Source organism: Vibrio renipiscarius, from assembly GCF_000827885.1.
In the GTDB taxonomy this organism is placed as follows: Bacteria; Pseudomonadota; Gammaproteobacteria; order Enterobacterales; family Vibrionaceae; genus Vibrio; species Vibrio renipiscarius.
This window is the reverse complement of record NZ_JTKH01000024.1, coordinates 407,358-430,920: the sequence shown is the minus strand read 5'-3', so window position 1 is coordinate 430,920 and position 23,563 is coordinate 407,358. Positions and strand designations below refer to the sequence as shown.

Below are 23,563 nucleotides of genomic sequence, written 5' to 3'. Positions count from 1 at the left end.
TAATTATGTTTACAGGACAATTTTTCAAACTCGCATTTATCGAAGATTCTGATCGTATTGTTGAATTGGTTTTCAACGCAGAATCAGATTCGGTTAATACACTCACTAAGTCGGCGTTAATTGAACTTGAAAGCTGTGTCGAGCAACTTGAAAACAGTGATGCTGCCGGTCTGATCATCCGTTCAGGCAAAGCGTTATTTAGCGCGGGTGCGGATGTAAAAGCCTTTCGCTCTCTGTTTAGTGACGGTGATGCGGCTATTACCGATTACTTATCATGGGCGCATTCCATTTATAACCGAATTGAAGACCTGAACCTTCCTAAAGTCGCCATCGTTAATGGTGTCGCGGTTGGTGGTGGGGTAGAGCTTTCACTGCTTGCGGATTATCGTCTTGCCACGACCGACCTAAAAATGAGCCTGCCTGAAGTTAAGCTTGGCATTATGCCAGCATGGGGTGGGGTGACTCGATTACCGCGCATCACAGGTGTGGATACGGCACTGCAATGGCTAACCACGGGTAAAACTTTTAAGGCGCAGCAAGCGTTAGAACATCACGTTGTTGACGGTGTGATCGATGCGAGTAAGACAAACCCAATCGAAAGCGCGTTAACCATGCTTGAGTCGTGCATCTCTGGTGACTTTGATTGGCAGCAGCGTTATGCAGAAAAACAAGCGCCACTGACTCTGAATGACGCGGAACTGGCGATGTCGATTAATGTGGCTAAAGGCATGGTCGCGAAAGCCGCTGGTCCGCATTATCCGGCACCGGACATTATTCTGAACACGATTTCTCAAAGCGCTCGTTGTTCTCGCGATGAAGCCTTAAAGCTTGAGCAAGCGGGAATCATTAAATGTGTCGCAAGTGGTGTAGCAGACGCTTTAGTGAATGTTTTCCTGAGCGACATGGCAGTAAAAGCGACAGCAAAGAAACACGCTAAAGGCGGCAAGAAAACTGAAGAAGTGGGTGTGGTCGGCGCGGGCATTATGGGCGGCGGTATCGCTTATGTTACTGCGGATAAAAAGTTGGATGTAGTACTCAAAGACATCAACAAACAGGGCTTAGCGTTAGGGCTCAATGAAGCCAATCAACTGCTTTCAAAGCAAGTCACTCGCGGTCGTAAGAGCCCAGAGGCGATGGGTCAAGTGCTCAACCGTATCGTGCCGACTTTGCACAACGCAGCGTTAGACAGCTGTGATTTGGTGATAGAAGCGGTCGTTGAGAATCCAATCGTTAAAGAAAAGGTGTTAGCTGAGCTTGAACAGGTTGCGCCAAATGCAATGATTGCATCAAACACATCTACTTTGATGATCAGTGGCTTAGCGCACTCATTAAAGAACCCAGAGAACTTCTGTGGCATTCACTTCTTTAACCCAGTGCATCGCATGCCGTTGGTTGAAGTGATCAAAGGTGAGCAAACATCACCAGAAACCATTGCAACCGCAGTTAATTACGTTCTGGCACTTGGCAAGACGCCTATCGTAGTGAACGACTGTGCTGGCTTCTTGGTTAATCGCTGCCTAACGCCTTACTTCTTGGCTTTCAACCAACTGTTGGTTGCGGGCGGTGATATTGCTCAAATCGACAAAGTGATGAGCAAAGGGTTTGGTTGGCCAATGGGGCCAGCGCATCTGCTTGATGTGATTGGACTCGATACCGCAGACCACTGCATTGATGTGATGAGCGAAGCCTTCCCAACGCGTTTAGCTAAACCAGAGACTAATCTGATCGCGGAATCTGTGGCGAAAGGACGTTTAGGACAAAAAACAAAAGAGGGTTTCTATCTGTACAAAGCGGATCGCAAAGGTCGCTTACAACCAGAAAGCCATTTGGAAACCACTGCGCTTATTGAACGCCTTTGTGGTGCACCAACCTCAATGGAGCCTCAAGACATCACACTGCGAATGATGTTGCCGATGATGTATGAAGCGATTCGCTGTTTAGATGACGGCATTATTTCTTCAGCGGCTGAGGGTGATATTGCGTTTATCTACGGCACTGGATTCCCGGCATTCCGTGGCGGAATCTTCTACTACATGGATAGCATGGGTCTCGATAAGCTGCTAGAGATTGCCCAACAATATGAAGACTTAGGTTCTTTATATGCTATCCCTCAAGGTCTTAGTGACCGTGTTGAACTGAACCGTAATTTTTACGCGTAACCTGGAGTAAGAAATATGAAAAACGTAGTGATTGTAGATGCGATTCGAACTCCAATGGGGCGTTCAAAAAATGGTGTATTTCGACATGTACGAGCCGATGATCTTTCGTCTCACTTAATGAGTGCAATGCTGAAGCGTCAGCCAAAGGTTGAATCCACTCTGATTGATGATGTGATCTGGGGTTGTGTGCAGCAAACAGAAGAGCAGGGTGTTAACCTTGCGAAGGTCGCAGCACTTCAAGCTGGGTTGTCTGAAGAAGTACCAGCAACCACGGTGAACCGTTTGTGTGGATCGTCGATGGACGCTTTGCACATGGCGACGCGTTCGATAAAAGCGGGTGATGCCGATGTTGTCCTCGTTGGTGGTGTTGAGCATATGGGGCATATCCCGATGACAAAAGGCATCAACCTAAACCCATACAACCGCAATATGGCACAAGCATCTGCGATGATGGGGTTAACGGCGGAAGCCCTTGGGCAACTGCATAACGTGTCGCGTGAAGAGCAAGATGAGCTGGGCGCTCGCTCGCACCGACTTGCGCACGAAGCGACACTTGAAGGTCGCTTTGATAAAGAGATTGTCCCAACCATGGGTCATGACGAAAGCGGTGCTCCCATCTTGGTTAAGCATGACGAGGTGATTCGCCCTGAAACGACGGTTGAGTCTTTATCTAAGCTTCGTCCTGCATTTGATCCGCGAGGAACGGTAACGGCGGGTACGTCTTCGGCCTTATCTGACGGCGCATCTTGTTTGCTGGTGATGAGTGAAGATAAAGCCATCGAGCTCGGCATTAAACCGAGAGCTAGGGTTATCTCGTCTGCCTCTGCGGGAGTGCCTGCCGCACTTATGGGTTATGGACCCGTACCGGCAACCAAAAAAGCGTTAGCGAAGACGGATCTCACGATCGCCGATATCGATTTTGCAGAAGTGAATGAAGCGTTTGCAGCGCAAGCTATCCCGTGTTTAAAAGACTTAGGCTTGTGGGAGCAGCGTGAAGACAAAGTGAATCTGCATGGTGGAGCGATTTCACTGGGTCATCCTTTAGGGTGTTCGGGTGCTCGCATCGTCGGTAGCCTTATCAATATTATGGAACAGCGTGGTGGTCGATACGGGCTAGCAACTATGTGTATTGGTATGGGACAAGGTATTGCGACGATTATCGAAAGAGTGGAGTGAGCCACTTAATCGTTCGATCTGAGATCGTCATCTAGGTGACCAAGACAATAAATTAGGGTAACGATTCAAGCCTTCAACCTGTGTTGAAGGCTTTTTTAGTGCGTTGTGTTTGTGGTGGCGTTTTTTGGGGTAGGAGCCACTCATCGAAGCCCCAAAATGCATTACGCCCTGCAATCTGAATTCAAATAATCACCTATACCCAAACAACTTGAAGATGCAGGTAGGCGACAAGCGAACAAAGCCTCTGAGCATAGGTGCGCTATGTGATGAGGTTTGAGAGTGCCAGTCAACACCGCTGCAACTTCAAGTAGGACGGGTATAACGTTTGTATTGCAAAAATAATAACTGAAAAAGATAAGACCTGATTCTGTTTATCGCCTTACATTATTACCAATGAAATTAAGGGTATATAAATGCGAACGATACGGACTGCCAGCGCTTTCTCATACTCTTCGTCTTACTCTACGACTAATGTCTAACTGACTGAGACTGTTTGTTTTTTTTCGTTTGGTATAAGGTACTAGCAGCTGAAATTTAGTGGTTGTTTTAAGCAGTGAGTTGATTTGTTCTTTTTATTTAATAGTGAGTTAACTTCATTTATTAATAACAAATTAACTGATTAAAAATATAGAGTCATCGAGTTATTGATGGCAGGGAATATATAGCGTACTCGTGCCATGAGTTATTAACGTTGTTTGGGTATAGAGTGCGAGCGAAAGGAATCAACATGAGCAGTACTTTAGAGTCCGAACAAATACGACCAGATAAACCTCAAGCCAACGAGGGCGAACTCACTTATGAGCAACAACACAAACCAAGTTCAGAATTTGATTCCCGAGAACAATATTTAGAGCACGAATTACAGATCATGGCGCCGAAACGCTGGCGTCCCAATTTGCCGTTTAAAGATTATCGATTTGAGATAGAAGATACTATCCCAGCGATGGCGGCGACCATTGGTAAAGTGGTGATGGTAGGCGCTATTGCCGCAACCTTTGCCGGAGCGCTAGGGCTAAATGAAGGCTTTATTTTAGAAAATGTGCGTTATGAACTCCTCATCGCCTCTGTTTTCATTATTCTTTTCTCTGGTTTTCTACTACCGACCGCGAACCTTGCTGGGACACACGGCCCACTCATTCCTTTAATTCCGATTGTCGTTGCCGCGGGTGGGCATCCTATGGCTTTTGGGTTGCTGATTGGCACGTTTGGCTTACTCTTAGCCATCAGTAAAGGTGGCAGTATGTTGGCCAATCTCACCAGTAAAGGCGTGTGTGGCGGCTTATTACTCTACCTTGGCTTTGTAGGAACCGTCTCTCAAGTGAAAAAACTGTTCGCTTGGGCTGAGGGCATCGGCATGAGTCATATTGCTTTTGTCGTGATCTTTTGCACCATTATTTTATATGCGTTATTGGAACATTTTCGTAAGCGTTGGCTAGCCGTACCTCTAAGCTGCTTGCTGGGTGGTTCTATCGCTTTTGCCATGGGTGCTCCATTTTCTTTTCAAACCGAGCCTGGTTTGCCCAATATGAACCCGATGTATTGGTGGGGAGAAAATACAGGCTGGATGCTAGGCTTACCGACGCTTGAACATTTCATGGTGGTGTTGCCGTTTGCTATTTTAGCCGTGGCGATGTGGTCGCCAGATTTTTTAGGCCATCAGGTGTTTCAAAAAATCAGCTACCCAGAACGTACAGAAAAAGTTCATATGAACATTGACGATACCATGACCACGGCTTCCATTCGTCAAACGTTCGGTTCTCTGCTTGGTGGGACTAATTTTACTTCTTCATGGGGGACTTACATCATACCGGCGGCGATTGCTAAACGTCCTATTCCTGCTGGCGCTTTGTTGACAGCTCTGTTCTGTATCATCGCGGCAATTTGGGGCTACCCGATGGATTTAGCGATATGGCAACCTGTACTCTGTGTCGCGCTGATTGTTGGGGTATTTGTTCCATTGCTAGAAGCTGGAATGGAAATGACGCGTGAAGGGAAAACCACCCAATCGGCGGCGATTGTTGTCTTTGCTTCAGCGCTCGTTAACCCAGCATTTGGCTGGTCGCTCACCATGCTGTTGGATAACTTAGGCTTAGTCGGCTGTAAAGAACGTAGCAGTGAACTGAGTAAAATGAGCCGTTGGGTGCTGCCTGGAGCGATGTTTATTGTGCTAAGTGGTGTGATGGCGTTGGTTGGTCTTTTGCCAGGGATTCCGGCAATCATCCCAAGTTTTCGTTAATCTAATAGAAACGGTTTAGTGCAGTGGTGCTAAACCGTTTTTGTCATTATATTTTGGTTGGAATACAACAAGGCCTCGCAATCGCAAGGCCTTTGTTTTCTCTATCGAACGATTGTCACCGTGCTACTTCACTGGCTGAATAGAGTTGTTGTTTCTCGATCAGGAAGCGCCACATTTCTGCCCCGAAGTATGTTCCGCTTATTACTTATGTACCTGTCACTAGCTTATTCATCAGCGGCCCAATGACTCTTTGCTTTGCCAAAGAGTCATCAGAAAGGCGCTTTGGTTCGGTAGTCGTTGTTCGGTCGGTTTTAGGCGTTCCCGACGCCGAAAACCTAAAAATGCGTCCTGCATTTTTACCTACAGTAGTATTTATCTTGGGCGGATTGAAATCTTCTTTAAATGGGGGAATTTGAACGAAGTTGTGCCCAGAACCTTCACAGTTGGCACTTCATAACACCGAAGTGCCCCAAAACTTTCTTACGATTAGGTGTTAGTAAGCTTGCATCAAGACTAGTTTGCCTTAGTTGCGCTAATCCAAAATACTGTTGTAAAAAACTCGGTTATAAATCTCTCGTGAGCACATTATCTAGTTAGAAAAAAAGTTTCCACTTCAAGTCTTGATCAAATTTAATTGCACCATTTCATATATGTCGAATTGACAATATATCAAAAGTGCCATATTGTTTGCCGGGTAACGCTTGCCTGATATAAATCAGCAAGAAGACTAAGCAAATCAATTATTGAATCTATTGTTGAGGATAAGACCGTGAAGAGCTTCGCCAAGCAACTATTACTAACGGCTGCTGCAGGGATGATTTCTGCCGCAGCTTTCGCTGACATGACAGTTAACGGTGCAGGGTCTACTTTTGCCCATCCAATCATTTCTAGTTGGTCTGAAAACTACAACAAAATGACTGGTGTAAAGCTTAATTATCAAGCTATTGGTTCCGGTGGTGGTATCCGTCAAATTGAAGAGAAAACCGTCGACTTTGGAGCCTCTGATGCTCCGCTCGATCCTGCAAGGCTCGATAGGCAAGGACTCATTCAATTCCCGATCGTCATTGGCGGTATCGTTCCTGTTGTAAACATCCCAGGAATTAAGAGTGATGAGCTTAAGCTAACCGGAGCACTGCTGGCTGATATTTACCTAGGAAAAATCAAAAAGTGGAATGACGAGGCCATAAAGGATCTCAACCCAGATCTGAATCTTCCTCCTTTCCCAATTATCGTTATTCATCGTTCGGATGGATCCGGCACCACCTTTAACTTTACTCACTACCTCGCATTAGTGAGCAATGAGTGGTCTGAGAGTGTTGGGGTAAATACCGATGTCGCATGGCCAAAACAAGCAACAACTATTGGTGGTAAAGGTAACGCAGGGGTCGCCAATTTCGTTTCACGCACTCGTGGCTCAATTGGTTATGTAGAATTTGCTTACGCTAAGCAAAACAACATGACCCACACTACGTTACAAAATAAAGCAGGTGAGTTTGTCTCTCCTGATATCAACAGTTTTTCAAAAGCAGCAGCTAATGCCGATTGGGTTAATACTCCGACTCTCGATATTTTGCTGAACGATCAACCAGGAGCAGAGTCTTGGCCAATGACCGCAGCAACTTTTGTTTTAATGCATAAAGAGCAATCTGATGCAGCAACAGCCAAAGCTATCTTCGATTTTTTCCATTGGAGCTACAGTGACCGCGGCGCTGAGATCGCAACGTCATTGGACTATATCCCAATGCCGGAAGAAGTGGTTGAAATCATCGAAAACGCTTGGGGTGAACGCTTCCAGTAAAACGGAAAGGCAATCTACTAAGTTATACGAAAAATTTGAGGATGCTTGAATGTATCCTCATTAATTGAGAATTCGTTATGCATATTAAGACAACAACCAAAATACTGACGGCTGACTTTGCATTTAGCAAAATAAGTTTCGCCTGTGCATTTTTGGTTTTGATCCTAGTTACAGGCTTGCTGCTAGAACTGATTATTGGCAGTGAATTAGCATTTAGCCAACTTGGATTTTCTTTTGTTGCCAGCACGGAATGGAACCCTGTCAGCAAAAGCTTTGGCGCACTGCCTGCGATATTTGGCACGCTTGTTTCGTCACTCATTGCGATCATTATTGCGATTCCAGTGGCTATTGGCTGTGCAATTTTCCTAAATGAACTCACTCCAAAATGGTTTAGTGTTCCTGTTGGCAAAGCTATTGAATTGCTGGCGGCAATTCCTAGCATTATTTACGGCATGTGGGGACTGTTTGTTTTTGCACCATGGTTTGCAGATGGCTTTCAAATGTGGGCACTGATGAATTTGGTTGAAGTACCTGTCATAGGTCTTCTATTTGATGGCCCACCGATTGGTATTGGTTTGCTAACCGCTGGCATCATTTTATCTTTTATGATTTTGCCTATCATGATCGCATTGACGCGTGATGCTCTTGCTTCAATTCCAAACGTTGTGCGTGAAGCTGGGTACGGGCTTGGTGCAACATCCAACGAAGTGATCTTGAAAGTTTTATTACCAAAGATTCGTAGCACTGTGGTTGCGGCAAGTCTATTAGGCACAGGTCGAGCGCTGGGTGAAACAATGGCTGTTGCTTTTGTTATTGGTGGTTCTAACTCAATAAATGCATCACTATTTATGCCTGCAAGTTCCATATCAGCCACAATTTCCCAGCAATTTAATGAGGCTAGTGACCCAACCCATATCTCGGCATTGATTAGCTTAGGTTTAGTTTTGCTGACTATCACCTTAGTCATTATTGGCCTAAGTCGTCTATTACTAGGGGAAAAATAATGAAAATTAGCCATTTAAAAACACGTTTTTTCAAAGAGACATCGATGACCATATTGGACTTAGTTCTGGTTGTGTTAATTGGACTCTTTAGCACCATGGCACAGCATTGGGCCAATATCGTTAATCCAACATTACATTCGATTCTAACGAGCTTTGGATTACTGGCATTAGCAGCCACTTTGGTTATTTTCTGTCTTTGCCGTTTGTTTTTGGGCCAAAAATCATGAATTTTCGTCGCGTAAAAGAGTATCTATTTAAAGGTGCATGCACCGCCGCAACAGGCTTTGGTCTCGTGGTTCTCATTAGTATTCTATATACCTTAATCAGTAACGGTATCTCAGGTATTAGTCTCGCTGTTTTCACCGAAATCACCCCTGGCCCAGGAAGTGAAGGCGGACTAAAAAATGCCATTGTCGGCAGCTTAATCATGACATCCATCGGGATTGCCATTGCTGCACCCGTTGGCGTTCTTGCAGGAACATGGCTATCGCAAACCTCAAAAGGTGATAAGTTTGCCGACGTTATTCGCTTCATGAATTTGTTGTTGGTGAGTACGCCATCCATTTTAGTCGGTTTGTTTATCTACGGAGCGATGGTCGTGACTATGGGTACATACTCAGGTATTGCAGGGGCAATCGCTTTAGCTGTGTTGGCTCTACCTGTGATCATTTCATCAACCGAAGAAATGCTGCGTTTAGTCCCTACAACATTAAAAGAGGCGGGCGCAGGTCTGGGTGCTCCACAATGGATTGTGCTTACCAAACTATGCTATCGCGCTGTAGCTCCTGGCATTATTACCGCAATCTTACTGTCTATTGCACGTATGTCTGGTGAAACTGCACCTTTGCTATTTACTGCTCTAAATAGTAACTACATGACGGTTGACCTATCCCAACCAATGGCAAACTTACCCGTCACCATCTATCAGTTTGCTATGAGTCCTTACGAAAGCTGGATTGATCTTGCGTGGGCGGGGGCTCTATTGATCACTACATTCATTCTTATTTTGAATGTTCTCGCAACCCTTGTTTCTAAATTTACTCAGGCGACTAAAGCATGATGACATCACAAAAAACTCAAACTGCCCAAGCACTTCGCATGGATGTTCAAGGGCTTAACTTCTTTTACGAAAAAGGCTCGAAGCCTGCGCTTAAACATGTATCACTACCGGTCCACATTAACAAAGTGACGGCGCTGATTGGTCCTTCTGGTTGCGGTAAATCCACCTTACTACGCACAATGAACCGAATTTATGAGCTGTATCGAGGCCAGCAAGTTGAAGGGGAAATATTACTCGATGGGGAGAGTATTTTGAGCAACAAACTCGATCTTAGCGAGTTGCGTTCAAAGATTGGCATGGTATTTCAAAAACCAACGCCTTTCCCAATGAGCATCTATGACAACATGGCTTTTGGGCTGAAGTTAAATTCGAGTTTAACTAAAGGTGAAATGGATCAACGTATCGAAAAGGCTCTACGCCGCTCGCACCTTTGGGAAGAAGTGAAGGACAAACTCAGTAGTGATGCGTCGGCACTCTCAGGTGGGCAACAACAGCGCCTGTGTATTGCCAGAACAATTGCACTAGAGCCTGAAGTGATCCTAATGGATGAACCAACTTCGGCACTTGACCCTATTGCGACTGCGGCTATTGAAGAGTTGATTACTGAACTACGTGAAAAATACACTATCGTAATTGTGACTCATAACATGCAACAAGCACGCAGAATCTCAGACTACACAGGTTTTATGTATCTTGGTGAAATGATTGAGTTTGGTCAGACTGATCAAGTCTTTAATCACTCCAAGCACGAAAAAACGCGCCAATATATTTCCGGTAACTTTGGGTAAAACCTACTCTGCGGGCCAGTACTAAAAAGAGCAAGGATGCTTATTCTGGATTTACTAAAAATTGAACCCCTATGAAGCATCTTGTACTATCGCTCTGACAAATAGGGAGACTCCATGAAAAAACGCATTCTTTTTGTGTGTACGGGTAATTCAGCGCGCTCGCAATTAGCTGAGGCCATTGTTAATCGTGATTATAGTGACGAATTTGAAGCTTTCAGTGCAGGGAGTTCGCCAAAAGATATCGATCCAAGAACGATAAAGACTCTTCAAGAGCATGGCTACTCTATTGAAAACATGAAGTCTAAGCCTTTAGATGCTTTTAGTGGGAGTGAGTTTGATTATTTGATTACACTTTGTGCATCAGCTTATACTGAATGTGCCACTATTCCTGGGGTGACAGAAACGATATCTTGGGATATTTCTCAGCCAAAACTCAAAGCGGTAAATGATAGTTTCGAACTTACTTTTACTGAAATAGAAAAACGCATCCACCTCTTTTCGATCGTCCATAGTGACCATCCTGAAAGTGAATTCGACTCCGTTGCGTTTTTTAAATCTTTGGCGGACAAAACAAGAATGATGATTTTGGCGTTGCTGTATATAGAGAAAGAACTGAGCGTAAGCGAATTAGCGAATGCGCTTCAAGAACCTCAACCAACGATTTCAAGAGCGCTAGCACAGTTTCGTAAAAGTGGTTTGCTTCAAGATCGACGACAAGGTCTTTGGGTTTATTACTCCATTTCCTCCGCAGTACCCCATTGGGCAACTGTCGTTTTAGATCAAGCTATTATAGCCAATCATGTAAAGCTACAAGCCATAATCAAATTACTTAATTCCAATGAAAGACCAAAAATAGAGCACCTCTAGGAAGCAAAAATTTCTCTTCTAGAGTGCATTATTTGATTTGATGATTTAAGTTACAGCCCAATGTAGTTATCCAAGTACTTGGTGGTCCAACATAAATGTAGTGGTTAAGTGAATTAAGCCACTACTTTAGAGGTTTTGCTATATCTCAAGTAATCCGTTAAATGCTAATTTAGCGATGCATATAGCACGGAACTGTCCAGAACTTTCACCGGTGGCATTTCGTAACTCAGAAGTGTCCAACAACGATTTAGAACAGCAACTCTAAATCGTTTTTGCCCCAAAGTGAGTTTCGACCAAACTTCATCTTCGAAACTCGAGCGTTTTTTCACTTATTTTTTATAATATCATTGTACACCAGTGTCACACCGAGCAAAGGCTAATCGATGAGATCTTTCCCACTTCTCTCTGATGCTAAAGTATAAAAAAGGGGCATAGCCCCCTTTCCTAGCAATTATGGTTATTTAGTCATTAGATTAACGCTGAAATTTACCCATTCGAGACTTATTTAGAGGACTCATAGCTGCAATTTCATCTAAAGCAGTATCAACTTTTTCCTTCAGTGAGGCGTTGTTCCCTGATAATAAAATGAATACCTTGATATTTTCATACAGTTCTTTTCCCTTAAAGCTCAAAAACATCGCTTTAATCTCGTCTTTGCTCATTCGGTCTAGTATCTCGGGTTCTCCTGCATTGTATGAGTTAGTTCCTTTTCTTTTTTCTAAGATACTTTCAATGGTAATGACTGGCGCATGAATTCTATGCGCTTCTCTTAAACTTCGAGCAAACTCTTTATCACGAACGCCAAATGGGTTAGCCTCAAAGCTATCAAGATCAAAAACCTCGTAGTTTTCCTTTCTTGTATCAATAAACAATGCAATCAGCTCATCAGCCTTAGTTACGCCATTTCCCCCAATTTCACGTAACACAGACAAACCTGAACTAAACTGAGAAGGCGAAGCACTCCCTATAACATCTTTGAGGCCAGCCTCCATATATCGGATAACATCAACTTCATCCGCTTCAAATGAACCATGAAAAACATCCCAAGCTTCATCTAGCTTTTTACTCTTGTTTTGTATGTTAATCGCACTCTGCTTAGAAGAGCACAAAGTTGATAACTTCTCTCCATCAAAGAAACCTTGTTTAATGCCTGAAGCTAGTGCCAAGTCTAACTCATCAAGCCACCCTGAGCCGTATTGCGTTAAAAAGGTCTCCCAATTGTTCTCATCGGCTTCTTTTTTAAGTTCTTCATCATAATCATGAGCAAAAGCACTTTTAGTGTAGGTCAAGTACTTAAAACTAGGGATATATTTATGTTCTGATCCAGAACCGTAATAGCTAAAACTTAGTAGCACAACTGAACGAATAATCTGTTGCTGTATGCTTAGGTCAAAACCTGCATTAGCAAGTTGCCCTAAAGAGTCTTGGATATGTCCTTCTATCTTAGTGATGATTCGTTTGTTTTTAATATTTAGTGAGACGCAGCAATGACGAACGTAATCCTTGATTTCATCGTCTTTACTGTACATAGTGTCAAAGCTTTCTTCTGCTGTTGGCTCAAAATGAAGTTGTTTATCAACTACTTTCTCTTTGTATTTTTGATAATCATTAAAAGTTTCATCTCCCACCTCTTCGTTTAGCAACAAAACAACCTTACAGCCCTTTTGCTCTTTGTAATACGAAACCAGCCCCATGAAGTCTTTGATAGTTATACCTTTACTATGCCGCTCTAGGTCATCAAAACAAATAATCGTCTTATCCATAGCCAATTGTGAAACAGCACCAAGCATATCACCAACACTAACGCCTTTAATTTTGAGACCTTGCAGTGACTCAGTCCAAGATTTAGAACGAGACTTGATATTTAATGGCTGACCGATGTTACGAGTATCAATAGTATTCAGAAACGTAGCCTTTTTGATATCATCAAGAGATTTGGCACCAAACAAAGATACATAGGAGTAGTGCTTCAAAGCACAATCTCCTTTAAACTCTTTCACATACTGCTCCCAACTGAAAGTCTTACCAACCCCCCAACCACCTTTAATAGCAAGCACTTCTGGCTTATCTGTGGCTAAGAATTTCTGTATTTGCTCTTTTACTAAATCAGCGGGCATCAGTGTCCTCACAAAAAGAATGGTTACTTAGTAGGGTACTATAATGTTTTTAATCAGATACTTGAATAAAATGAGGTGTTTTCACAAGTGTCCTTCCGCAATACTCCGTTAAAATCAATCTTACAGACTTCAAACCTCTGGAGTCGCCACCCAGTTGATAGTCGTTCGTTAACTAGATTTAAACAAGTTCAGCTTATCTGAAATGCTAGACCTAGGTTTTTCACCCTAAGTCATTTATGTCCAGATACGTGCTGGCACGATCACCGCTAGCACGTATGTTCCGTACGAGCTATTAGCAAATTAGTCCACTGAAGTATAATTTGACCGATATTTAGTAAGCTAGAAAATACGGAAGTAAAGTTAGATGGTACTTCTATCTGAGTAACAAATTCAGCGTGCCACTACAACCCTGCGTCTCAGGGTTGTAGATTGGATTGTGGTGTTTTTACGACTACAACCGTCTTACTCCTGGAACATAACCACCATTCTCTGCAATATTGTATTTTATTTTTTCCTCAAATGAGAACGATTCACCAAGAAACTTTCTTATCGTTTCAATCTCTTGAAATAATTCAACCTGATCTAAGTCTTCGATAATGATGTTGCGTCTATTGGTCAAGTAACTCACCGAATTTTCATAAGGTTTAAATGAGATTAGTGCGTTATAGCGCATTGATTCTGATAGGAAAAGCTTGAAGTGAACCATATTCCAAGAGTCCGGTAATATTTCTTCATAACCTGTATACCCAGTCGAGTCGTTATAATATGAGGGGATTGATATTGGCGACTCTAGTTGCTCATTTTTTCGGATGGGAATATTAACATCTAAAATAATATCACCAGATAGGACTATCTCGACTTCAATCAGGTTTTCATTGAGCTCATTCCCAATCATGTAACTTGAATCATGACTAAATTTTAAAAGCCCAACTCTGTATAAATAATTTGAGATGATTTTATATTCATAACCATCAATAGCGCTCAACCCACACTTATCCCATGCATCGGTAGTAGTAAGATTATAGGGCGTATCTTTACTATTAAACCATCGATAAAAATCATCACTACTGATGTAATCATTTAATTTCGTACGCGTCGTGTCTTCTGATTTACATTGATTATCCTTAAGAAACACAGATTTTAATATCTTGCTAAGATAGTCCTTACTCCTTAAGATTTTTGATAGCCTCTGATAGTACCGTTGATTTCCAATGTCATGAAAAGAATCAATAAGTTTATCAACCGTTGTATAATGCTCTGCTTTTATATAAACACCTCTTCCTTGTCTAGGGTATCCAAATTCACGAACTATCGACACCTTTTGAGACGACATAAGCCGCCAGTTTCCTTTTTTTCCTTCAGATAGTCTACTAGGCTCAATCCCCAAAAATTCAGCTAAGTCAGCTTGTGACTTGCCTCGATTTTTAAACGCACTGATCGCATGTTCAATCAATAGGACTGACTCATATTTTTCAATTCCAGCCATTATTTGCTCCTTGTTAATCATTTTCGAATAAGGTAGCAATAATTCCGAGGTGTTTCATTACGATAAAGTTGTAATTAGCCGTAATTTATTACAATAAATTCGTCTGTTACTATTTTTTGTTTATACATTTATTGATTATTAAGATGTAAGGGGGGGGCGCGTTTTGCATTTTTCCTGTCAAGGTTTCCTATACTTGAGATAATCCATAGATCGCTAATTTAGCAAAGCCACTGACAAATAATTATCCAAAATCAACGTAGAACACATCACTTGAAGGTTTTCAGCACTTCCCCATCAAAGTCGAACCATCGCGAACACCACCATAAATGACAGAGTTAACGTCACCATTGATGGCACAGCATCCTTCCATGTATCAAATCGCAAATGAAAGAATATCGCCCCAATTGAGGTAAATGCCGTTAGACTCGCGCCGATTGCGCTGAGTTTTGGATTTGCCAATGATATCCCAAGTAACATGGTGATAGCGCCTATCGCTTCAATTATTCCCACCAAAAACATAGCGATGCGGTTAAGGCCATAATTGTGGAAAAACTCGAGTTGAAGGGTAAATATTTTCTTCGGCATGCCAACCGTTTTAACAAAACTGGCAAATAGGAAAAAGGCGATTAATAACCCTTGTATAAACAACATGGCTTGAGCTCCTTAAGTAAACGATAGGCCTATTAAACCATTCCTATAGTCTGCTAAACAGACTAATATTTACCTTATTACCATTCCAAATAGGAATGTCATGGACAAGTTTACCTGTTTAAAAGTCTTTACTCGTGTTGCCGCACTAGGTTCGTTTACCGCCGCTGCCAAAGAATTGAATACCACTCAAAGTGCGGTAAGTAAAAAGATCCAATGGCTGGAGCAAGATGTTGGTATCACCTTGTTTCATCGCCATGCGCGTGCGGTTAGCCTGACGACGAGTGGCAAGCAATATTTGGGTTTAGCGTTAAAGCTTATCGAAGAGATGAGTGCGTTTGAATCGCAATTAAGGCAACAGCAAGCTGAAGTCTTCGGCACCTTAACCTTATCCGTTCCCAGTGCGTTTAGCGTTCGATTATTGGCCGAGCCGTTGAATGACTTTATGAGATTGCACCCCGATCTGAGCGTTGATGTATCAGTGTCTGACAAGTTAGCGGATTTAGTTGAAAGCGATATCGATATTGCCATTCGCGCTTCATACCTTAAAGACTCGGGATTAAAAGCGAAGTGGCTTATGGATAATGAACTTGTCTATTTTGCCTCACCAACGTACTTAACAAGTCAGCCTCCTATTGAGACAGCCCAAGATCTACAGTGGCATAAATGCCTGTGCTATAGCTTGTCTACGCCCTCAAATTTGTGGCGATTTATGGATAATCAAGTCGTCATTAAAGCCAAAGTAAAAGAGCAATTTCGTTGTGATAGTCCAGAGATGTTAGTACAGATGGCAAAGTTGGGGCTGGGGATTGCGGCGATGCCCAAATGGATGATTGAAGATGAGCTACATCAAGGGATATTAACGCCGGTTTTAACGCAATATGAACCGATTAAGCTACCCATGTATATGGTCTTTAAAGACAGTGATTACCAGCCTAAGCGTATTTGCGCATTTATTGATTTTCTTGCTGAGCATTTTCGCGCGCAGAAAAATTGAATACACGTTTGAAAGAATAGGGTAGGTGTAAGGTTTTTGATGACCATCCATTGACCAATGCCACGGCTTACCTCTAACCCTTTTGCTTTAGGGCCTATGCTTTAGGACCTATGCTTTAGTGCCTTTACTTCAGAGCTTTCGCTTTAGATCCTTTACTTTCGCTCATTGTTTCCAAGAAACGTTACAGTTGGCACTTTCAAGCATGAAAGTGCTCCTTTCCTTGTTTCAACTGATTTGGCACACGCTTCTCCAACGCGATCGTTGACTGACCTTTTCTTATGTCAGAACTCTACCTAAGTGACTCAATGTGCTATGCCGTTACAACTGTCTTGATGGCTATTGTTCGGAGCAAAGGCAAGGGTTACCTACTCATCAGCAACAAATCATAGACATGGGTGAGGGAAGCGGCGTCAGGCTCGAAACGGTCGTTGGGGAGGGCAGCAAAATTCGCTACAAGGTGAGCGAATATCATGGGTGACAGAATGAGCAACCCAATAAAAATAAGTGCTAGAAAAGTCTGTTTGGTCATATGCGCCTCCTCAGTCATAGACGTATCTTAGCAGTCGCCAGAAAATGCCAAAAATCACATATGATGGGTAAATTCGTTCAAAAGTAAGAGACTGGATAGATTTGATGAGAATGCTAATGATGGGATATGCCCATCAATATGTGTTTTTATGAATGCAAACTCCCAATTAAAGTGACTCGTAACCGCCACTATCCACGTTAATTTACTCAACGTCACAGCCGGAAGGATTCAGAGAGGTGATGAACGATTACAAGGTAAACCAATATGAATAGAACAACGATTCACTTAGCACTTCTTACTACTCTCACGTCGGGCGCTGTTTATGCTGAAGAGCGTGAAGTGATTGACCCATCGGATCTTACCCGCGTTTATACACAAGCAGCATTTTTTGTTACATCGGACGCCGATATTCGAGTGTCGTCAATGTTTACTGGCGCTTGGACCGAAGATATCCAGTTTGCGGGTTTTGTGGAAGGTAACTTCGGTAACGACAGTGCGAAGCGGCAAGGCAAAGATAAATTTGGTTTGGATTATCAAAAGAGCCGCGCGCAATATTTCCAAGTGCATGCGATGGACAATGAGTTCATGCCAAGAGTCGGTCTCTCTACGGATCTTATCCACCAAAACGGCACGGCAGGAGCCATGAAAGGGTTAGGTTACAAAGATACAACGTTACTGTCTGTGGGGGCGATCGGGTTGATTAACCCTGCTTACACCGGAGGAGCGATGGTATTTCCTAACGCCGCATACACCACAGGTAAAGTGTTTGGCGAGTCTGCGGATGGCTACATGTTGAACTTGTTTGTGACCCAGCCTATTGGTGATAGCGGTGCCTTCGTCCAAGCGTGGCCAGAGTATTTCAATGTTGAAGGTGACACCGTCGAGATGGAGTCAAAGTCGTTTAATGTGATGTTTAATGCGCCGATTAAGTCAGACAGAACGCAATGGTTGATGACGAAACTGGAATACGGCAGTACCGACATCACCACACCGGATGGCTGGTCGATTGATGGTGATGTCGAACTGAAAGCTGAGATTGGCGTGAAGTGGTTCTTTTAATGTCACCTTAAGGAAGCTTGCCCAAGGATGGGCGCTTCCTAACCCTAATACCTATCTCTATGCTCGACGAGTTGGATTGGCTAACTCATATTCGCTTTCGCATACGCCCGTAATGCTTTTTGTAACCCTTCCAATTCTGGCGAACGTTTCATTGATATTGGGAAATAAAATGAAAGCCCGATTTTGAAAGAAGTGACAATTTCTTCGGTTTGTAATTCCACTAACTGACCTGTTTTGACCAGTGGGGCGACTAACGCACGGCTGCTGAATGCCCAACCGTCATGTTGTAGCAGCGCCAGAAGGACATCGTTGTTGCTCACGATATGTTGATCAATCGAAACGGAGAATACTTCGTTCAAAGAGTGGATGTGGTTTTCACTAACGTATTGTTTGGCTATCTCTAAATCATTGACACCAAGAGGTTTTACTTTCGTCAAAGGGTGATTAGGATTGCAGAACACGGAGAGCTCGTCAGATCCTAAATGTATGTACTCGTAGTTCTGTTCCGTCTTGGTGTGCAGTCGATATTGCATGAGCGCAAGCGCATTCGGCTTAGAAGAGACTTCGTGGAGAATGTCTTGTCTGTTTCTATGCAGCCAGTTCACTTTGATGTGAGGGAAGGCTTCTTTTATGTATTGATCGACATGAACAATAAGCGCATTAGGAACGAGAATATCGTGGTAGATATCAAACGAGGTGAATTCCGTTTTGTAGCTATCCATCATTCTAGCGTTAAGGCGCTCACTGTTATTGACCAGTAATTTCGCATGTCGATAAATAGCACCGCCTTCTTCAGATGGCACTGCTTTTTTGCCTTGGATATCAAACAGAGATACGGCATAACTATCTTCAAGCGCTTTCACTTGCTCGCGAACGGTCGTTCTATCTTTACCTAGTTTCTTAGCAGCTTGACTATAACTGCCTTCTTCAACCGTCGCACAGAAAGCGGCAAGGTGTTCATAAGAAAACATAGAGACTCCAAATGATGGGTTTTACCCTTCGTAATGCATTATTTAGAACGAATATAGAGTGATATTGTTGATTTATCGATACCAAGGATGGGTTTATTAGAGCCGAGTCACGGGAGTTTGTTGTCAATATATTCGGGTCAAGCTCAGAGTGATATTGTTTATTTGTCGATACCATGCATGGATTTATTAGATCCGAGTCACGGGAGTTGATTTTCTTTATATTCAGCTCAAGCTCATGGAAGAGAAACCTCAATAATAGTATTGGTGAACGTTATGTATTCTCATTTTAAATTATCTCTAATCGCGTCAAGTGTGGCACTGATTGTTGGCTGCTCTCCTGCAAACGATGTTAAACCGGTGACTGACCTCGCTTCCGATAGCCCAGTGACATTATTTGCAACTGGGGATCTCATCACTATGGCTGAACATACCCCTGAAGGGGCGAATGCCGTTGCGGTTCAGGATGGAAAGATACTAGAGGTGGGGCTGAAGGCGACACTTATCGCTAAATACTCTGAGTTGGAAGGTTTTAGCATCAACCGTGATTTTGCCGATAAAGTTGTCACACCGGGTTTTGTGGAGCCTCATATTCACCTTTGGATGAGTGCGATGTTTTTAGGCATGGATTTCATTACCCCAGCTGATTGGAATTTCCCTTGGGGAGAAAGCAAAGGCGTTGTTGGGAGTGACGCTTATTTTGCAAGGCTTAACCAACTGCATGCGGATTTACCGGAAGGCGAGCCAATCATTACGTGGGGCTATCACCATTACTTCCATGGCAGCGATATGAGCCGTGAAATATTAAATGGGATCTCAAAAGAACGTCCTATTCTTGTTTGGCATCGTAGCGCACATGAGTTCTTCGTTAATGACGCCGCGATCAATATGTTGGGTTGGGATAAGTCAGATTGGCACGGTGACGGGCCGGCGTTTGAACAGCTGGATTGGGAAAAAGGCCATGCTTTTGAAAATGGCATGAAGGTGCTTGCTCCAACCGTGATGCAATACTTTATTGAGTCAGGTCGTTTTGTTACAGGCATGGAAAGAACCCGTGACTATGTCCATTCTGGTGGTATTACCACAGCCGTTGACCCAGGTGTCATCGCGACCCCTGCATTGTACGAACAAATGGTGAGTATTCTGCTTGATGATAATTTTCCGATGGACTATTGGTTAATTCCTGCCGGTAATATGTCTTATGCGATGGCAGGTTACGATTCAGAGAAAGGCAAGGCGATGGCTGAAGCCCAAACCAAGGTTATGGCGGGCGAAGCACAAATCCAGTGGCTACCTAATTTTGTGAAATTGTTCTCCGATGGCGCCATGTATAGCCAACTTATGATGATGAAAGACGGTTATATCGATGGTCATGAAGGCGAGTGGTTGCAAACGCCTGCTCAGCTTGAAGATAGCATGCGACCTTACTGGGAAGATGATTACACGATCATTATTCATGCAAATGGCGACTTAGGGTTTGAGACGGCGATCGATATCGTTGAGAAAATGCAGAAAGAGACACCACGTGAAGACCACCGAATGGGTTTCCATCATTTAGGTATTACCGACAAAGATGATATTCCACGCGCAGTCGAATTGGGCGCGAACTTCAGTGTGAATCCGTATTACACGCACATTCTTTCTGAACTTTACAGTGAAGACGGGGTGGGGGAAGAGCGAGCTTCGGTGATGTCTCGTGGACGTTCATTTATCGACGCTGGTGGGCATTTTTCTCTGCATTCTGATGCGCCAATGGCTCCGGCTCAGCCATTATCACTCGTCTGGGCCGCCGTTAACCGCATTGGTTTATCCGGTGATACCGTGATGGGACCAGAAGAGCGTATTACGGTAGACGAAGCGATGAAAGCGATCACTATTGATGCGGCATACACCGCTCGTCTTGAAGACAATGTTGGCAGCATCGAACCAGGAAAATATGCGGATTTTACGGTGCTAGAAGCGAACCCATATAAAGTAGCGCCAGAAACCATTAACCAGATTGATGTCCATGCAACCGTTTATCGCGGTGTGCCAGCCGAAATCGCGGTAGGCAATGCGGGAATTAAGAGTAGCAAACGTAACCTGTTGGTACTAAACCAACTCAGTCAATACGAAGGGCATATTTCGCAAGAGCAAAGCCATGTGGGGCATAACCATGCTCATGGTGCCGATGTATGCGAGAGCAGTTTGTACTTCCAACGAGTATTGGCAGATACGTTGCAACGTTGAGAGTAAATCCTTAATGACTGATTAAGTGACTCTTAATCACGAGCAAAAGAAAGTAACGGCGATGAAAGTCGTTACTTTCTAATTTAGCGAAATCGCTGGCAGTGCTTAGGTAAATTAAAATGCTATCTGCATTTATGTCGTTCAGGTGTTCGATTGGCTTAAGCCATCGAGGTCAATCCCAATAAGGTGGTGTGCCGTAGTATTCAGAAAAGTAGTCAATAAAGGCTCGAACCTTTGGCGCAAGTAATCTTGAACTTGGATAGACCGCCCAAATGTCTGAGTTATCAATCAAGGTATAGTTTTCAAGTACTTCGACAAGACGTCCATCACGTAAGTGCTGGTAGGCAATCCAAGTGGCGCACATGGCGATGCCCATACCATCCACGGCAGCATCACGCACGGCTTCACCGTGATCGACTTTTATCTTTCCTTTCACTTTGATGTGCAGCACACCCTCAAGTGTATCGAACGCCCAAGACTCAAGACCCGTTTGATTGATACAAAGGTGGCTCTTAAGTTCAGTTGGGTGTGCAGGCTTACCATGCGTGGCGATGTAGTCAGGTGATGCGACCATAATGCGTTTGTCTGTGGCGAGTTTCTTTGCAATTAAGGTCGAATCTTTTAAATCCGCATTACGGATGGCAACATCAAAACCACCCTCAACCAAATCCACCATAGAATCAGTCAGCCGAATATCGACAAATAGCTCTGGGTATTGGGCCAAGAAACCTTTCAGGGCGGGCATTAAGTGCATTCGCCCAAACGAGGCTGGCGCGGTGATCCTTAATGTTCCTTTAGGGCAAGCTTTCCCCGTGCCAACGGTCGCTTGGGCTGCGTCAACACTGCTAATGATCTCTTCAGCATACGGGAGAAGCGTTTCTCCCTCTTCTGTGAGCGAAACCTTTCGCGTGGTGCGGTGAATAAGCCTAGCACCCATACTGTCTTCAAGTTTGTTGATGTGCATGCTAGCGACCGGGGCAGATAAGCCTAACTCTTTACCGGCTTGGCTGATATTGTGTGTGGTGGCAATGCGCACAAACAGGCGTAGGTGCTCAATATTCATTAATGATAATCCTTATGCTTCAATACGTTGTGCGGGGGGAAGCTGGTGTGTTCATCATGGTGTTTCGTGTGTACCAAGCATAAGCTCCAGCCAAAGTCTTCGCAATCTCTGCAAATCAACCACATTGATTATGCCTTCAGTCGATACTCCAAACCATATCGTGGGCATAGCGCCTTGAGAAAATCGGATATAGGGTGCCGTTAATCCATCGCAGTAACAAAAAGGCCCACAATAATATGCGGGCCTAATAACAGAGTCGTGGTTATTAGATGTTTACAACAACCTTACCCATCGCTTGACCACTCGCTAAACGGTCGTGTGCTTGACTTGCTTGCTCAAGGGTAAATTCGCTCGCATCAAGTACAGGTTTTAGTTCACCAGCCTCAACAATTTTTGCCATTGCTTTTAGGATCTTACCGTGCTCAGCGCGACCAACATTGTAAATCATCGGCAGCAGCATGAAAACAACGTGTAATGATAGCCCTTTCATGTGCACCATTGTTAGATCTTGTTCATGCATCGCTAGTGTCGTTGTAATTTGGCCATTAAGCTTGGCCGCTTCAATAGAGTTGTTTAGGTTTGCGCCGCCCACCGTGTCAAAAATGACGTCAAACCCCGCACCTGATGTGTGTTTTTCCACGTAGTCAGCGACAGATTCTGATTTAAAATCAATCGCTGTTGCACCAAGTTGGCTGATTAAATCAGTTTGCTCACCCGCAGCACCGGTAGCATAAACCTCCGCACCAAAATGACGAGCCAGTTGTAATGCTACGTGGCCGACACCGCCTGCGCCACCGTGTACCAGAACCTTTTGATCTGCCGTAATACCAGCACGAATCAAGCCTTCATAAGCCGTGATGCCAACCAGTGGTAGCGCTGCCGCTTCACGCATCGAGATATTGGCAGGTTTGTGAGCAATCAAGTCTACGTCTGCCAGCATATATTCAGCCAGTGAACCTTGAAGATCGCCAAGGCCACCTGCACAACCATACACTTCATCACCAACTGAATATTCAGTCACGCCATCGCCAACCGCTTCTACAGTACCCGCGAAGTCCATACCAAGAACACCTGGAAGTGGTGGGTGAAAGGGCAGTGCTTCACCCATATCACGAATCATCATGTCAATAGTATTGACACTCGATGCTGCAACCTTAACAACAACGTGTCCTGGCTTGACTTCTGGCTTAGGAAGTTCTGCTGTTTCAAATACGTCTGTACCACCAAATGCGCGAATTACTGTAGCTTTCATGGGATGTAACCTCGGTTATGTGTTGTTATGAGCCTAGTATAGACCTCGGATTTGATTTGATAATATGGCTTGAGACTGAATCAGTATTAAGTTTTTATTAATAATGGCGTCGCGAGATTGTTTAGTA

18 protein-coding genes are annotated in these 23,563 nt (G+C 43.7%); 11 read left to right on the top strand and 7 right to left on the bottom strand.

Features of this window, described 5'->3' with window-relative positions; genetic code table 11:
• The first annotated feature begins 5 nt into the window (after positions 1-5).
• The 8 genes from fadB (at position 6) to OJ16_RS15495 (ending at position 11,088) form a co-directional block, all read left to right on the top strand.
• Complete coding sequence (fadB, locus tag OJ16_RS15535) at positions 6-2,159, top strand: fatty acid oxidation complex subunit alpha FadB (RefSeq protein WP_040992159.1); 2,154 nt, start codon at positions 6-8, stop codon at positions 2,157-2,159.
• 15 nt (positions 2,160-2,174) lie between these two features.
• Entirely contained in the window at positions 2,175-3,335 is a 1,161-nt protein-coding gene (gene fadA, locus OJ16_RS15530) for an acetyl-CoA C-acyltransferase FadA (protein ID WP_040992158.1), read from the top strand.
• Positions 3,336-4,062: 727 nt separating this feature from the next.
• Positions 4,063-5,571 (top strand): DUF3360 domain-containing protein, encoded by a 1,509-nt coding sequence (locus OJ16_RS15525; protein WP_040992157.1) that lies wholly within the window; start codon positions 4,063-4,065, stop codon positions 5,569-5,571.
• 769 nt (positions 5,572-6,340) lie between these two features.
• On the top strand, positions 6,341-7,369 hold the full coding sequence (gene pstS, locus OJ16_RS15520; RefSeq protein ID WP_268871265.1) for a phosphate ABC transporter substrate-binding protein PstS: 1,029 nt from the start codon (positions 6,341-6,343) through the stop codon (positions 7,367-7,369).
• A gap of 77 nt (positions 7,370-7,446) precedes the next feature.
• On the top strand, positions 7,447-8,373 hold the full coding sequence (gene pstC / locus OJ16_RS15515) for a phosphate ABC transporter permease subunit PstC (protein WP_052810388.1): 927 nt from the start codon (positions 7,447-7,449) through the stop codon (positions 8,371-8,373).
• A gap of 223 nt (positions 8,374-8,596) precedes the next feature.
• The gene (pstA, locus tag OJ16_RS15505) at positions 8,597-9,433 is read left to right on the top strand and encodes a phosphate ABC transporter permease PstA (RefSeq protein WP_040992155.1); all 837 of its coding nucleotides are present in this window, start codon (positions 8,597-8,599) and stop codon (positions 9,431-9,433) included.
• Positions 9,430-10,221, top strand: a complete 792-nt coding sequence (gene pstB, locus OJ16_RS15500; protein ID WP_040992154.1) for a phosphate ABC transporter ATP-binding protein PstB — start codon at positions 9,430-9,432, stop codon at positions 10,219-10,221. The genes pstA and pstB overlap by 4 nt, the downstream gene beginning before the upstream one ends.
• A gap of 114 nt (positions 10,222-10,335) precedes the next feature.
• On the top strand, positions 10,336-11,088 hold the full coding sequence (locus tag OJ16_RS15495) for a metalloregulator ArsR/SmtB family transcription factor (RefSeq protein WP_040992153.1): 753 nt from the start codon (positions 10,336-10,338) through the stop codon (positions 11,086-11,088).
• A gap of 473 nt (positions 11,089-11,561) precedes the next feature.
• Here the strand turns inward: OJ16_RS15495 and OJ16_RS15490 are convergent, their stop codons facing one another.
• From OJ16_RS15490 to OJ16_RS15480, 3 genes are all read right to left on the bottom strand, one after another.
• The gene (locus OJ16_RS15490) at positions 11,562-13,205 is read right to left on the bottom strand and encodes a P-loop NTPase family protein (RefSeq protein WP_040992152.1); all 1,644 of its coding nucleotides are present in this window, start codon (positions 13,203-13,205) and stop codon (positions 11,562-11,564) included.
• 451 nt (positions 13,206-13,656) lie between these two features.
• A complete protein-coding gene (locus OJ16_RS15485; protein ID WP_040992151.1) occupies positions 13,657-14,691 on the bottom strand; it encodes a hypothetical protein in 1,035 nt (344 codons plus the stop codon).
• 294 nt (positions 14,692-14,985) lie between these two features.
• Positions 14,986-15,342 carry a DoxX family protein gene (locus OJ16_RS15480; protein WP_040992150.1) on the bottom strand — a complete coding sequence of 119 codons (357 nt, stop codon included), beginning with the start codon at positions 15,340-15,342 and terminating at the stop codon, positions 14,986-14,988.
• 100 nt (positions 15,343-15,442) lie between these two features.
• Here OJ16_RS15480 and OJ16_RS15475 point away from each other — a divergent pair, with 100 nt between their 5' ends.
• Positions 15,443-16,336 (top strand): LysR family transcriptional regulator, encoded by an 894-nt coding sequence (locus OJ16_RS15475; protein WP_040992149.1) that lies wholly within the window; start codon positions 15,443-15,445, stop codon positions 16,334-16,336.
• 361 nt (positions 16,337-16,697) lie between these two features.
• Here the strand turns inward: OJ16_RS15475 and OJ16_RS20070 are convergent, their stop codons facing one another.
• Positions 16,698-16,865, bottom strand: coding sequence for a hypothetical protein (locus OJ16_RS20070; RefSeq protein WP_160289870.1), 168 nt, complete (start codon positions 16,863-16,865; stop codon positions 16,698-16,700).
• Positions 16,866-17,129: 264 nt separating this feature from the next.
• Between OJ16_RS20070 and OJ16_RS15465 the strand changes: the two genes are divergently transcribed.
• Positions 17,130-17,924 (top strand): hypothetical protein, encoded by a 795-nt coding sequence (locus OJ16_RS15465; protein WP_040992147.1) that lies wholly within the window; start codon positions 17,130-17,132, stop codon positions 17,922-17,924.
• Positions 17,925-18,004: 80 nt separating this feature from the next.
• On the opposite strand, the gene OJ16_RS15460 is transcribed toward OJ16_RS15465, so the two are convergent.
• On the bottom strand, positions 18,005-18,895 hold the full coding sequence (locus OJ16_RS15460) for a LysR family transcriptional regulator (RefSeq protein WP_040992146.1): 891 nt from the start codon (positions 18,893-18,895) through the stop codon (positions 18,005-18,007).
• A gap of 273 nt (positions 18,896-19,168) precedes the next feature.
• Between OJ16_RS15460 and OJ16_RS15455 the strand changes: the two genes are divergently transcribed.
• A complete protein-coding gene (locus tag OJ16_RS15455) occupies positions 19,169-21,121 on the top strand; it encodes an amidohydrolase (RefSeq protein ID WP_040992145.1) in 1,953 nt (650 codons plus the stop codon).
• Between the two features lie 172 nt (positions 21,122-21,293).
• Here OJ16_RS15455 and OJ16_RS15450 read toward each other — a convergent pair whose 3' ends face one another.
• Entirely contained in the window at positions 21,294-22,184 is an 891-nt protein-coding gene (locus OJ16_RS15450) for a LysR family transcriptional regulator (protein ID WP_040992144.1), read from the bottom strand.
• A gap of 265 nt (positions 22,185-22,449) precedes the next feature.
• Positions 22,450-23,436: a zinc-dependent alcohol dehydrogenase family protein gene (locus tag OJ16_RS15445; protein ID WP_040992143.1), complete on the bottom strand. Its 987-nt coding sequence runs from the start codon at positions 23,434-23,436 to the stop codon at positions 22,450-22,452.
• Between the last annotated feature and the right edge of the window lie 127 nt (positions 23,437-23,563).

Coding starts and splice junctions, on each gene's coding strand:
- fadB (WP_040992159.1), top strand. CDS start 6: ATGTTTACAGGACAATTTTTCAAACTCGCATTTATCGAAGATTCTGAT.
- fadA (WP_040992158.1), top strand. CDS start 2,175: ATGAAAAACGTAGTGATTGTAGATGCGATTCGAACTCCAATGGGGCGT.
- OJ16_RS15525 (WP_040992157.1), top strand. CDS start 4,063: ATGAGCAGTACTTTAGAGTCCGAACAAATACGACCAGATAAACCTCAA.
- pstC (WP_052810388.1), top strand. CDS start 7,447: ATGCATATTAAGACAACAACCAAAATACTGACGGCTGACTTTGCATTT.
- pstA (WP_040992155.1), top strand. CDS start 8,597: ATGAATTTTCGTCGCGTAAAAGAGTATCTATTTAAAGGTGCATGCACC.
- pstB (WP_040992154.1), top strand. CDS start 9,430: ATGATGACATCACAAAAAACTCAAACTGCCCAAGCACTTCGCATGGAT.
- OJ16_RS15495 (WP_040992153.1), top strand. CDS start 10,336: ATGAAAAAACGCATTCTTTTTGTGTGTACGGGTAATTCAGCGCGCTCG.
- OJ16_RS15490 (WP_040992152.1), bottom strand. CDS start 13,205: ATGCCCGCTGATTTAGTAAAAGAGCAAATACAGAAATTCTTAGCCACA.
- OJ16_RS15485 (WP_040992151.1), bottom strand. CDS start 14,691: ATGGCTGGAATTGAAAAATATGAGTCAGTCCTATTGATTGAACATGCG.
- OJ16_RS15480 (WP_040992150.1), bottom strand. CDS start 15,342: ATGTTGTTTATACAAGGGTTATTAATCGCCTTTTTCCTATTTGCCAGT.
- OJ16_RS15475 (WP_040992149.1), top strand. CDS start 15,443: ATGGACAAGTTTACCTGTTTAAAAGTCTTTACTCGTGTTGCCGCACTA.
- OJ16_RS20070 (WP_160289870.1), bottom strand. CDS start 16,865: ATGACCAAACAGACTTTTCTAGCACTTATTTTTATTGGGTTGCTCATT.
- OJ16_RS15465 (WP_040992147.1), top strand. CDS start 17,130: ATGAATAGAACAACGATTCACTTAGCACTTCTTACTACTCTCACGTCG.
- OJ16_RS15460 (WP_040992146.1), bottom strand. CDS start 18,895: ATGTTTTCTTATGAACACCTTGCCGCTTTCTGTGCGACGGTTGAAGAA.
- OJ16_RS15455 (WP_040992145.1), top strand. CDS start 19,169: ATGTATTCTCATTTTAAATTATCTCTAATCGCGTCAAGTGTGGCACTG.
- OJ16_RS15450 (WP_040992144.1), bottom strand. CDS start 22,184: ATGAATATTGAGCACCTACGCCTGTTTGTGCGCATTGCCACCACACAC.
- OJ16_RS15445 (WP_040992143.1), bottom strand. CDS start 23,436: ATGAAAGCTACAGTAATTCGCGCATTTGGTGGTACAGACGTATTTGAA.